The organism is Burkholderia sp. Tr-20390 (assembly GCF_017104595.1).
Classification (GTDB): domain Bacteria; phylum Pseudomonadota; class Gammaproteobacteria; order Burkholderiales; family Burkholderiaceae; genus Burkholderia.
The window spans coordinates 1-12,191 of record NZ_JAAGPC010000104.1; the positions used below are offsets into that span (position 1 = coordinate 1).

11 protein-coding genes are annotated in these 12,191 nt (G+C 66.8%); 4 read left to right on the forward strand and 7 right to left on the reverse strand.

Features of this window, described 5'->3' with window-relative positions; genetic code table 11:
- Window positions 1–244: 244 nt before the first annotated feature.
- Window positions 245–529, forward strand: coding sequence for a hypothetical protein (locus G3N98_RS24555; protein WP_089472671.1), 285 nt, complete (start codon window positions 245–247; stop codon window positions 527–529).
- A 27-nt stretch (window positions 530–556) separates the two neighbouring features.
- Here G3N98_RS24555 and G3N98_RS24560 read toward each other — a convergent pair whose 3' ends face one another.
- The 4 genes from G3N98_RS24560 to G3N98_RS24575 form a co-directional block, all read right to left on the reverse strand.
- Window positions 557–1,474, reverse strand: coding sequence for a DUF1571 domain-containing protein (locus G3N98_RS24560; protein ID WP_206149448.1), 918 nt, complete (start codon window positions 1,472–1,474; stop codon window positions 557–559).
- Between the two features lie 29 nt (window positions 1,475–1,503).
- Complete coding sequence (locus G3N98_RS24565; RefSeq protein WP_206149449.1) at window positions 1,504–3,258, reverse strand: AMP-binding protein; 1,755 nt, start codon at window positions 3,256–3,258, stop codon at window positions 1,504–1,506.
- A 156-nt stretch (window positions 3,259–3,414) separates the two neighbouring features.
- Window positions 3,415–4,236: a TetR/AcrR family transcriptional regulator gene (locus G3N98_RS24570; RefSeq protein WP_089425240.1), complete on the reverse strand. Its 822-nt coding sequence runs from the start codon at window positions 4,234–4,236 to the stop codon at window positions 3,415–3,417.
- Window positions 4,237–4,451: 215 nt separating this feature from the next.
- Window positions 4,452–5,672: an MFS transporter gene (locus tag G3N98_RS24575; RefSeq protein WP_206149450.1), complete on the reverse strand. Its 1,221-nt coding sequence runs from the start codon at window positions 5,670–5,672 to the stop codon at window positions 4,452–4,454.
- A 281-nt stretch (window positions 5,673–5,953) separates the two neighbouring features.
- Here G3N98_RS24575 and G3N98_RS24580 point away from each other — a divergent pair, with 281 nt between their 5' ends.
- From G3N98_RS24580 to G3N98_RS24590, 3 genes are all read left to right on the forward strand, one after another.
- Window positions 5,954–6,496 (forward strand): GNAT family N-acetyltransferase, encoded by a 543-nt coding sequence (locus G3N98_RS24580; protein ID WP_175237229.1) that lies wholly within the window; start codon window positions 5,954–5,956, stop codon window positions 6,494–6,496.
- A gap of 136 nt (window positions 6,497–6,632) precedes the next feature.
- Window positions 6,633–7,259, forward strand: a complete 627-nt coding sequence (locus tag G3N98_RS24585; RefSeq protein ID WP_175237228.1) for a ParB-like protein — start codon at window positions 6,633–6,635, stop codon at window positions 7,257–7,259.
- 7 nt (window positions 7,260–7,266) lie between these two features.
- On the forward strand, window positions 7,267–8,997 hold the full coding sequence (locus tag G3N98_RS24590; protein WP_089472677.1) for a SulP family inorganic anion transporter: 1,731 nt from the start codon (window positions 7,267–7,269) through the stop codon (window positions 8,995–8,997).
- A gap of 33 nt (window positions 8,998–9,030) precedes the next feature.
- Here G3N98_RS24590 and G3N98_RS24595 read toward each other — a convergent pair whose 3' ends face one another.
- The 3 genes from G3N98_RS24595 to G3N98_RS24605 form a co-directional block, all read right to left on the reverse strand.
- Window positions 9,031–9,966, reverse strand: coding sequence for a carbohydrate kinase (locus G3N98_RS24595; RefSeq protein ID WP_089473246.1), 936 nt, complete (start codon window positions 9,964–9,966; stop codon window positions 9,031–9,033).
- A 129-nt stretch (window positions 9,967–10,095) separates the two neighbouring features.
- Window positions 10,096–11,040 carry an ABC transporter substrate-binding protein gene (locus tag G3N98_RS24600; protein ID WP_089425243.1) on the reverse strand — a complete coding sequence of 315 codons (945 nt, stop codon included), beginning with the start codon at window positions 11,038–11,040 and terminating at the stop codon, window positions 10,096–10,098.
- 82 nt (window positions 11,041–11,122) lie between these two features.
- Window positions 11,123–12,160 (reverse strand): ribose ABC transporter permease, encoded by a 1,038-nt coding sequence (locus G3N98_RS24605; protein WP_039358899.1) that lies wholly within the window; start codon window positions 12,158–12,160, stop codon window positions 11,123–11,125.
- Window positions 12,161–12,191 lie beyond the last annotated feature (31 nt).

The following is a 12,191-nucleotide window of genomic DNA, read 5'->3' on the forward strand; positions in this document are numbered from 1 at the left end:
CCGTCCACAAGGTGTTTGGCGGGATTCTACCCTGTTCGATCGGGGAGCGCGAAGTCGTGATTGTGTCGAACCGTAACCCACTATAGACGTTCCAGCGCATTTTCGCGATTCGGCCAAACGGCTAATGCCATTTCGTTACGTTGCGTTACGACTCTCGCAAGGCCGTATCACCTGGGTTCGCGCGCGACGTTTACTTTAGTCGCGCGAGCCGGGCGGGCCGGCCGGCATATCAGGGATTCAGAACATGAACAAGAGACGATGGGCAGGGTGGGTCGGGAGCGTGGCGTTGCTGGCTTCGGGCAGTGCGATGGCGGGGCATGTCGACCTGTCGGTCGGCATCGGCGTACCGGTCGCGCCGGTCTATGTCGAGCCGGCCCCGGTCTATGTGGCGCCGCAACCTGCCGTGGTCGCCTATCCAGGCTACGGATACGGCTACTACGGCGATGACGACGACGATCGCTATCGCAAGTGGCGCAAGCACTATTACAAGCATGGGCACCGGCACCACGGCGACGACGATGACGATTGAGCCCGAGATCCACCCCGCCGGCGCGCATCAGAACGCGTAGTCGGGGTTTTTCGGGTCGAATGCGGTATCGTCGAGCGTCGCCGGTGCGATTTTCTCGATGACGATCCGCTCGAAGATCTTGCCGTCGTTGTCATACGACTCGACGGTCCGGAAATAGGGCGCGTGCAGGTCGAGCCCCAAAACTTCCTTCTTCGCGTAGAACTGCGGCCGGCCGGTCGGTGTTTCGTAGGTGAGCGTAACCACGCGCACGCCGTTGATCGTTCTGGCTTCCACATTGGTCGGCCGCTGCACGCCGGCTTCCAGATATTTCTTCCCTTCGGTCAGGTACAGGTTCGTGATGAATTCGGTGCCGAGATCCTTCACCTGGTGATTCGACTGGGCGCGCGCGAGTGCGCCGTCGATGGCCGTCCACAGCGGAATCTTGCCGAGCAGGCCGCCGAGGTGGCCGTACATCTCGTCCTTGCGCTGCGTCGTGTCGTAGATGGTCTCCTGTCCGGCGTGCGCGCCGCCCGGCAGCCATTTCGCATAGACGCGCAGCGGCTCGCGGGTGGTCTTCACGAGCATGCGGTCGGGCGTATCGGACCATTTTCCGCTGATGCGTTCCTGGCGCACCATCGTGAACTGGTAGGACGGATAGCCGTTGGGACCATTGCGGATATAGAGCGGCACGGCGAGCGGATCGAGCGCCTTGAAGAGCGCGGTGAGCGTCGCGTCATCGAGTTGCGCGAGCGTGCCGCGCTGCGCGGCCGTGCGTAGCCAGCGCGCCTGTTGCGCGACCGGTTCGCGGGTGACTTTCGCGAGATCGGCCGGCAGGGCGACCTCCTGCGCCGCGCTCACCGCGCTGGCCGCTTCCTGCGCATGCAGGCCAGTCTGGGCGAGCGACAGCATGCACGCGACTGCCACGGCGGCGGCATGCCGCGCGTGGCGCTTCTTTCCTTCGTTCATCGACGGCGTCTCCCGGGGCGATGGATCGTTCAGCCTTGCTTCGCGGCCTTGATTTTGGCGAGTTCCTCGTCGCGCAATGCACGGCGCAGGATCTTGCCGACGTTCGTCTGCGGCAGCGCGTCGCGGAACTCGACGAATTTGGGCATCTTGTAGCCGGTCAGGTTCTTGCGGCAGTGCGCGAGCACGTCGTCGACCGTCAGCGCCGGGTCGCGGCGCACGACGAACACCTTGATCCGTTCGCCCTGCACCTCGTCGGGAATGCCGATCGCCGCGGCTTCGCTGATGCCCGGATGCATCACCAGCACTTCCTCGATCTCGTTCGGATACACGTTGAAGCCCGACACGAGGATCATGTCCTTCTTGCGGTCGATCAGGCGGATGAAGCCGCGTTCGTCCATCACGCCGATGTCGCCGGTGCCGAGCCAGCCGTCGGCGTCGATCACCTTGGCCGTCTCGTCGGGGCGCTGCCAGTAGCCGCGCATCACCTGCGGACCCTGCACGCACAGCTCGCCGGGTTCGCCGACGGGCGCCCAGGTGCCGTCCTCGCGACGAAAGCGCACGACGGTGGACGGCGCCGGCAGGCCGATCGAACCGCTGAACGCGGCCATGTCGTTCAGGTCCACGGGGTTCATCGTGACGATCGGCGAGCACTCGGTCAGGCCGTAGCCCTCGACGACGGGCCGGCCCGTCACCTGCTGGAAGCGCTCCGCGACCGCGCGCTGCATCGCCATCCCGCCGGCCATCGCGAGCTTCAGCTTCGAGAAATCGCGCTTGCGGAATTCCTCGTTGTCGAGGAACGCGTTGTACAGCGTGTTGATGCCGGTGATCCCGGTGAACGTCTCGTTGCGGATGATCTTCATCACCATCGTCATGTCGCGCGGGTTCGCGATCAGGATGTTGCGGCCGCCGAGGCCCATGAAGATGAAGGCGTTCACCGTCAACGAATAGATGTGATACAGCGGCAGCGGCGTGAGCACGGTTTCGACGTCGCCCGAGACCTGGTCGGCGATCCAGGCCTTCGCCTGCAGCAGGTTCGCGATCAGGTTGCCGTGCGTGAGCATCGCGCCTTTCGCGACGCCGGTGGTGCCGCCCGTGTACTGCAGGAACGCGAGGTCGTCGCGCGTGATCGGCACCGGCTGCGGCTTGCCGCGGGCCCCGAGCGCAAGCGCCGAGCGCAACCGGATGGCCTGCGGCAGGTGGTAGGCCGGCACGAGCTTCTTCACGTGCTTCAGCACGAAATTGATCAGGCGTCCTTTCGCGTTGAAGCCGTCGGCGAGCAGGTCGCCGAGCGCGGTGACGACGATGTTCTTCACCTGCGTTTCCGGCAGCGCGTCCTGCAGCGTGCGCGCGAAGTTCTCGAATACGACGATCGTCTGCGCGCCGCTGTCCTTCAGCTGGTGCGCGAGTTCGCGCACGGTATAGAGCGGATTGACGTTGACGACGATCGCGCCGGCCTTCAGCGTGCCGAACAGTGCGACCGGGTACTGGAACGTGTTCGGCAGCATGATCGCGACGCGGTCGCCGGGCTTGATGCCGATGCCTTGCAGGTACGACGCGAACGCGTCGACCTTCTGCGCGAGCGTGCGATAGGTCATCGATGCGCCGGCGCTCACGTAGGCGACGCGTTCGGCGAAGCGGCTCGTGCATTCGTCGAAGAACTGCACGAGCGATGCGTACTGCGTGACGTCGATCTCGTGCGGGACGCCGGGCGGGTATGACGCGTACCAGATGCCGTCGGTGTTCGGCGGAACCTGGGCCGCTGCGGTTGCTGCGGAAGATGACATGACGAGTCTCCGGTCTTTGCTCTCGGCGAGGGCGGGCGCTTCGGCGCCGGCCCGTGCCCCGTGCCGCACGGTCGATCGACGGGGCGCCTCGACGCCCCGCACGACCGCGCGTTTCAATCAAATCGTGAACAGGAAGCGGCGCGTGGCCTCGCGCGCTCAGTTCGTGGAATGCAGCGTCGCCGTATCGACGGCGGGCGCAGCCGACTGCGGCAGCCCGAATGCTTCGCTGGCCCCCGCATCGTCGAGCACGGCCGCGAAGATCGACAGTTGCGCGCTGTCGGGCATCGGCGCTTTCAGCGCGGCGACGATCAGCGACGACAGTCGCGCGATCATCTGCACGTCGTTCATCGTGCGGCCTTGCGAGAACTCGTCGATCAGGCTTTCCGTTTCGGCGCCCGCGAGCGCGCCGGACAGCGCGCCGATCGCGAAGTGCAGCCGCCAGCCGAGCTCCGTGCGCGGCAGGTGCGGCAATGCGCGCTGGAACGCGTCGAAGAAGCGGCCCGCGACGCTCGCGTAGTGCGCGGTCAGGAAGTTGCGCACGAACGGCGACGGATCGGTGTACGCACGGCCGATCAGGCGCAGGAAGCCGGGCCCGCCGCGTTCGGGATTGCGCGAGGCCTTCAGCGCGGGAATGAACATCGCGCCGAGCACGTGCTCGCAGGTGATGTGCGTGCCGAGTTGCGCATCGAAGCGGTCGAGGATGCCCAGGCGCTCCTGGTTGAGCTGGTCGAGCCGGCGCGACAGCATCGCGTGGATCAGCGCTTCCTTGCTGCCGAAGTGGTAGTTGACCGCGGCGAGGTTGACCGCCGCGCGCGAGGTGATCTGGCGCATCGACATCGCCTCGAAGCCATGCTCGATGAACAGGTCCTCGGCCGCATCGAGGATGCGCGCCTTCGTCCCGCCGGTCTGCCGCGTGCCGGATGACCGTGCCCCGGACGGCCGTCCCGCGGATGGCCGCCCCTCCTGACTTACTGCCATGTCCCGCCTCCCATGCCGGTCGCCCGGCCGCGAACTGGTGATTTGTTTGTCTGATTCAAACAGCCGTTTTTATTAAGATAAAAAATCGCGCACCGAGCGGGCAAGCGGGGAATCTGGACAAATTCCTCTAGTTCGATGTGCGAATGCGGAAAGTATCGCGCGTGCCCTCGGCGGGACGGGGCACGCGTGATGATGCGGTGCGGCAATGCGCGGGATCAGCCGACCGTGCTACGCGTATTGACCGATTGCGTCATGTCGATGCCGCGCCGCTCGCGGCTGAACTGGATCAGCACGGCGATCACGACGGCGACGATGCCGGCCACGAGCGCGAGCGCGAAGCTGTAATTGTTGTTGTGCGAAACGGCGAGCGACGCCTGCATCGTCGCATTGCCCGACGCGAGCAGGTTGCCGAGCTGGTAGACGACGCCGGGGAAGGTCGCGCGGATCTCGTCGGGCGAGATCTCGTTCAGGTGAACCGGGATCACGCCCCACGCACCCTGCACCGAGATCTGCATCAGGAACGCCCCCGCGGCGAGGGCAACCGGGCCGCTCGAGAACGCCCACAGCGGCAGCACGGGCAGGGCGATCAACGCGGCGATGAAGATGGCGCGACGCCGGCCGATCCGCTCCGAGATCGCGCCGAACGACAGGCCGCCGACGATGGCGCCGATGTTCAGCACGATCGTGATCCACGACACGGTATGCGGATCGAAGTGATGCTGTTCGCGCAGGAACGTCGGATAGAGATCCTGCGTGCCGTGCGAGAAGAAGTTGAACGCGGTCATCAGCACGATCGCGTAGATCGTGAGCTTCCAGTTCTGCTTCAGCGTGGAGCCAAGGCTCGGGCGCGGGCGCTTTTCCATCTGCTTCCATGCCGGCGATTCGGGCACGTGCGAGCGCACGTACAGCACGAGCAGCGCGGGCAGCACGCCGACCATGAACATGCCGCGCCAGCCGATGTACTGGTAGAACAGGCCGAACACGACGGACGCGAGCAGGTAGCCGCTTGGATAGCCGGCCTGCAGCAGCCCCGACACGAAGCCGCGCGCATGGGTCGGCACGGTTTCCATCGTCAGTGCGGAGCCGATCCCCCATTCGCCGCCCATCGCGACGCCGAACAACGCGCGCAGCACGAGCAGCGCGGTCAGGCTCGGCGCGAAACCCGATGCGAGTTCGAGCAGCGAGTAGCACGCGATGTTGACCATCAGCGTCGGGCGGCGGCCGAAGCGATCGGCGAGCCGGCCGAAGATCAGGGCGCCGAGCGGGCGCATCGCGAGCGTCAGGGTGAGCGCGAACGCGACGGCGGGAATCGTCGACCCGAATTCGGCGGCGATGTCCTTCAGCACGAACACCATCAGGAAGAAATCGAACGCATCGAGTGTCCAGCCGAGGTAGGCGGCGATCGTGACGTTGCGTTGTTCGCGGGTCCAGCTCATGTCCGAGGTCTCCTCGTTGGCTTGCGCGCTCACGTTGTGGATGCGGATGCCGGCCCGGCTTGCGCGCGGTGCGGGGGCATGGATCGAGTGTAGGCGGCGGCGCCGGACGATGTGGGGCGCGATAACGTCGAATCGGGAATAATCCCTAGGAAATGAACTGTTTCGGAAATGGCAATGCCGTCGTACCAGACCGGCGACAGGCCTCTGTATCATTCCGGAAGGCTGTTTGTATCTGTTTTGTAATGCGCCCGATGCGCATCGTCACCGAATCAGGAGTCCCGATGACCGAACGTTCCGCCGCCACGCTGCCCGTGCTCGAGACTGCCCGGCTGTGGCTGCGTCCGCGTGTGCTGGCCGATCTCGACGCATGCCTCGCGATGGATCGCGATCCCGAGGTCACGCGGCACATCGCGGGCCCGTGGCACGATCCCGTCGAGCATCGGCGCTTCGTCACGCACCGGATCACGTGCGACTATCCGCCGGGCCTCGGCTACTGGTCGATCTTCGAGAAGGCCGCCCCCGATGCGTTCATCGGCTGGATCCTGCTGATTCCCGACTATGCGGACGGCGCGCGCGACGTCGAGATCGGCTGGCGGCTGGTGCGTGCGACGTGGGGGCGCGGCATCGCGAGCGAAGCCGCGGCAGCCGTCGTGCGTCACGCGTTCGATACCGTGCGCCTGCCGCGCGTGATCGCCGATATCGCCGAGGCCAACAGCGGCTCGCTGAATGTCGCGCGCAAGCTCGGGATGCGTCGCGTGAGCATCGTGCACGATGGCATTCCTTACATTCGACATCGTCTCGAACGCAACGATCTGCGCGCGTAGCGCGGCGTCGTGCGTGGGCGGGCCGTCGGGCGGTTGTCAGAGATCGTCAACCGCAGGCGTATCGAGGTCATGACGTATTAACGGCTCGCGTGATCAGGAGTATCGTTGCCGGAATTTCGCAACATGGGGTACGACCATGGCTCTCGGCAACGATGTTCACCTGATTCCCGTCAAGCTTGAAGAACTGCGTCCCACGCAGATGACGGTCGGCTATCGCGAAGTCAAGGCGAAGCGCAAGCACTGGAAGGCGCTCAACAAGCGGGCACGCAAGGCCGCGATCGAATCGCACTGGTTCCCGGCCGTGCTCGGGCCGGGCGGGGTGCACTACATCACCGATCACCACCACCTCGGCCTCGCGCTGATCGAGGAAGGCGAGGCACGCGTGAACGCGATGCTGCTGAAGGACCTGTCGTGGCTCGACGACACGATCTTCTGGCGGATGATGGAACACAACCAGTGGGTGCATCCGTTCGGCGCGGACGGCACGCGTCGCGACTACGCGAATCTGCCGAAGGCGCTGACCGGGCTCGTGGACGATCCGTACCGCAGCCTTGCCGGCGAGCTGCGCACGGCAGGCGGCTATGCGAAGGATGCGACGCCATTCAGCGAATTCCTGTGGGCCGACTACCTGCGCCAGCACGTGTCGCTCGACCAGATCCGCAAGAATTTCGCGAAGGCGCTCGACATCGCACTGCATCGCGCGCACGACCAGGATGCACGCTATCTGCCCGGCTGGTCGGGCGTCATCGCCGTCAAGCCCTGACCGCCTCATGACGACCGCCCCGATCCGCCCCGATGCCGGCCCGCAGCATGCCGACCATTTCGCCGCGCTCGACACGGCCTCGCCGCCGCCCACGCGACGCATCGGCCTCGATGCGCTGGCCGGCCTGTCGATCGCGGGGCTGCTGATCCCCGAGGCGGTCGCGTACGCGGGGCTGGCGAACCTGCCGCCGCAGGCCGGTCTGATCGCGTTGCTGTCGGGGCTCGTCGTCTATGCGCTCACCGGCAGCAGCCGCTTCGCGATCGTGTCGTCGACATCGTCGTCGGCCGCCGTGCTTGCGGCGACCGTGCTCGCGGAATCGGGGATGGCGCTCGCCGCGCAGCTCGCGCTCGCGGCGGCGCTCGTCGCGATGACGGGCGTGCTGTTCATCCTGGCCGGTGCCGCGCGGCTCGGCGGCATGTCGGACTTCGTCGCACGGCCGGTGTTGCGCGGCTTCACGTTCGGCCTCGCGCTGACGATCGTCATCAAGCAGTTGCCGAAGATCCTCGCGATCTCCGTGCAGCACAGCGATGCGCCGCATGTCGCGCTCGACCTGATCACCGGCGCGCCGCATGCGAATCTCGCGAGCGTCGTGCTCGGCGCCATTGCCCTGGCGTTGCTGTTCACGCTCGGGCGCAGCTCGCGCGTGCCCGCGACGCTCGTCGTGATCGTGCTGTCGATCGCGGCCGGCTACGCGATCGACTGGCAGCGATACGGGATCGCGATCGTCGGCCATATCGATTTCAAGCATATCGAGTTCGGCCTGCCGACCCTCGACCGCAACGCGTGGATGCAGACCATCGAGCTTGCGTTCGCGCTGATGCTGATCCTGTACGCGGAATCGTACGGATCGATCCGCAACTTCGCGCTGAAGCATGGCGACAGCGTGTCGCCGAACCGCGACCTCGTCGCGCTCGGCTGCGCGAACCTCGTGTCGGGCCTGCTGCACGGGATGCCGGTCGGCGCCGGCTATTCGGCGACCTCGGCGAACGAAGCGGCCGGCGCGCAGTCGCGCTTTGCCGGCCTGTGGGCGGCGGGCGTGGTCGCGCTGATCGTCTGGCTGCTGCTGCCGCAGCTCGCGCGCACGCCGGAGCCCGTGCTCGCGGCGATCGTGATCTTCGCGGTCAGCCACTCGCTGCATCCGTCGGTATTCCGGCCGTACTGGGCCTGGCATCGCGATCGCCTCGTGGTGATCGCCGCGCTGCTCGCGGTGCTCGTGCTCGGCGTGCTGCACGGGTTGCTCGCGGCCATCGGCGTGAGCCTGCTGCTGACGCTGCGCAAGCTGTCCGAGCCGAACGTCAGCGTGCTCGGCAGGCTGCGCGACAGTCACGATTTCGTCGACGTGGCGAGCCATGCCGACGCGAAGCCGGTGCCCGGCGTGCTGATCGTGCGGCCCGAGGCGCAACTGTTCTTCGCGAATGCGGACCGGATGCTGAACCGCGTGCGTGCGTTGATGAAGGCCGCGCCGGACGCGCATACCGTGATGCTGAGCCTCGAGGAAACGCCGGATGTCGACAGCACGACGATCGAATCGCTGCGCACGTTCGCGGCCGAATGCACGGCGCGCGGGTTGCGGCTCGCGATCGTGCGGCTCAAGGTGCACGCGCTGCATGCGCTGCGCCGCGCGGCCGACGATACGCTGCACGACGATGCGATGTCCGAACTGAGCGTCGACGAGAGCCTGCAACTGCTGCAGGCCCGGATGCCGCCGGACGGCAGCGACGGCACGACCGCCGCGTGACGGCGTGGCGCGGGGGCGCCGCGCCGGTGAGTGCTATGGCGAAACCGCGGCGTCGGCCGAGCGATCGATCATGTCGGTCACTTCGTCCGCCGTCGGCGCATAGGCGCCTGCATGCGCACAGGCAACCGCCGCACAGGCGGCTGCGTAGCGCAGATGCTCGGCGGCGGATGCATCGGGACGCGCGAGCTGGCTCGCGAGCCAGCCGCCGATGCTGGCATCGCCGCAACCGACGGTGTCGGCCACTTCGGTCGGGAACGCGGGCTGGAACAGCACGATGTCGCGATGCAGGAGCTGCATGCCGGATGCGCCGCGCGTGACGAGCATCGCGGCGTCCGGCGCCCACGTGCGCAGTTGGGCGAGCGCGGTGGCTTCATCGAGTTCGGGAAACAGCCCGCGCAGATCCTCGTCGGATACCTTGATCCAGTCGGCGAGCCCGGCCAGCCGGCGCAGCGTGTCGCGATACGACGGCGCGGCCATCGGTGCGCGGAAGTTCGGGTCGAACGAGATCCGCTTGCCGGCCGCGCGCGCCGCTTGCGCCACGTCGATCAGGCGCGACGCCAGCGGCTCGCGCACGACGCCGAGCGAGCCGACGTGCACGATCTCGGCCGCGTCGAGTGCGCCGGCGGGCAGGTCCGCCGGATCGAACGCGAGATCGGCGCTGTTCTCGCCGATGAAGAAGTAGTGGGGCGGCTGCTTCGACACGACCATCGCGAGCAGCGGCGCGCGATCGACCTGCCGGATGAAGCGCAGGTCGAGCCCCGCGTCGGCGCTCTTGCGCATCAGCTCGTCACCGAAGGTGTCGCGGCTGACCGTGCCGGCGAAGGCCGTCGGCACGCCGAGTCGCGCACCGACGCGCGCGACGTTCCAGCATGAGCCGCCGGCGACGCTATGCCAGTGCTGGTCGTCGTCGCGGATGAAATCGGTCAGTGCTTCGCCGAATACGATCAGGCGGGGAAACGTCGTCGTCATGTCGAAACCTTGTGCCGCGCCGCTGTGCGCGGCGATGCAGCGATTGATCTGAAAAGGCGGGCAGTGCGGGCCGTCGCATGCAGCGACGCAGCCAGGCACCGCCCGGTTGCTCGGGCGGACGGGGGGCGATCAGCGCGGGGTGCTCCAGCCCTTGTAGCTCTTCACGTTGTCGCGCGTGATGAGCGTCGGCTCGATCAGGATCATCGGGTTGGCCGGCTTCTGGCCGTTCATGATCCCGTAGCCGACGTTGACGGCCTGCTGCGCCATCGCCCAAGGGTCCTGGCTCGACGACGCCTGCACGAGCGTATTCGACTTGAGCGCGACCTCGATATCGGGCGCGCCGTCGACCGACGTGATCACGATGTTCGGGCGGTTCAGCTGCTTCGCGGCGAGATCGCTGCCGATCGCCTGCGGGTCGTTGATCGTGAACACCGCGTCGAGCTTCGGAAAGCGCGTCAGGTAGCCCTGCATCGCGTTCATCCCGCCTTCACGCGAGCCCTTGCCGTCCTGGTCGCTCGACAGCACCTTGATGCCGGCACTTTTCGCGAGCACGGTCTTGCAGCCGTTGACGCGATCGATCACGGCCGACACCTGCGGGCCGTTCTCGATGATCACGTTGCCCTTGCCGTTGAGTTTCTTCGCGATGTAGTCGCATGCCAGCTCGCCGGCCTTCACGTTGTTGGTCTGCACGGTCGCGTTCGCGCCGGCCGCCGCGACGTCGACCGCGACGACCGTGATGCCGGCCGCCTGCGCCTTCTTCACCGCCGGCTCGATCGCCTTCGGATCGGTTGCGTTGAGCAGGATCATGTCGACGTGCGCGGAGATGAAGTTGTCGATCTGCGTGAACTGCTTGTTCAGGTCGTAGTCGGCCGACACGGCCGTGACCTTCGCATTCGGGTTGATCTGCCTGGCGCGCGCCTCGGCGCCCTTGACGATCGTGACGAAGTACGGGTTACCGAGCGACCCGACCGTGACGCCGATCGATTTGAGCGGCTTGTCGGCCGCGTGCGCGGCGGAAGCGCCGAAGGCGAGTGCGCAGGCGACGGCGGTCAGGGCGGCTTTGTGCTTGAACATGTCGTGGTGTCTCCGTGAAGTGGCTTGGCGGGCGGGCGCAGGGATCGGCCTGCGCCGCCAGGTTGAATGGACGGGCAGGGGCTCAGGTACGCGCCGAATCGCGCTGGCGGTAGCGGTCGAGCGCGACGGCGCCGATGATCACGAGCCCCTTGATGATGTACTGCCAGATGTCGGACACGCCGAGCAGCACGAGCCCGTTGGTCAGCACCGCGATGATCAGCGCACCGATCAGCGTGCCGACGATCGAGCCGACACCGCCGACGAAGCTCGTGCCGCCGAGGATCACCGCGGCGATCGCGTCGAGTTCGTACGACTGGCCGAGCTGCAGGCCGTTGGCCGCATAGAGCCGTGCGGCCGACATCACCGCGCCGAGACCGGCGAGCAGCCCCGACGCCGCATACACGAACAGCTGGATCGCCCGCACGTTGATGCCCGACAGGCGGGCGGCTTCCGGATTGCCGCCGACCGAATAGATGCGCATCCCGAGCACCGTGCGGCGCAGGATGAACCACGAGATCGCGATCACCGCGCACGCGATCACGACGAGCCACGGCACGCCGAGGATCGTGCCGTTGCCGATGAACGCGAACGGCAACTGCGGATTGAACACGGTCGTGTCGTTGCCGATCAGGCGCGCGACGCCGCGCACGGCGGTCATCGCGCCGAGCGTGACGATGAACGGCGGCAGGCGCAGGAACGAGATCAGGCCGCCATTGATCGCGCCGAACACGAGGCCGACGAGGAGCGCGAACGGCACGCCGAGCCAGCCCCAGCCCGGGATGGTCGATGCGAGCAGTGCCGCGACGGCCGCGGCGGCGAGCACCGAGCCGACCGACAGGTCGATGCCGCCCGTCAGGATCACGAAGGTCATGCCGGCGGCCAGCACGATGTTGATCGACGCCTGCTGCGTGACGATCGACAGGTTCTGCAGCGTGAAGAAACCGTCGGTCAGGAAGCCGAAGCCGATGCACAGGACCAGCAGCACCGGCAGCATGCCGGCGGTGCGGATCAGCGATTGCATGCGGGCGCGTTGATCGGCGCCGCGCAACAGCGGCGTGCGGGTGGCCACCGGCTGGGCCGTCGCGGAAGCGAGGTTCCGCTGCTTGGTCGGGTTGATCATTTCGGTAACCTGGATGTAAGAAGGAAATGAA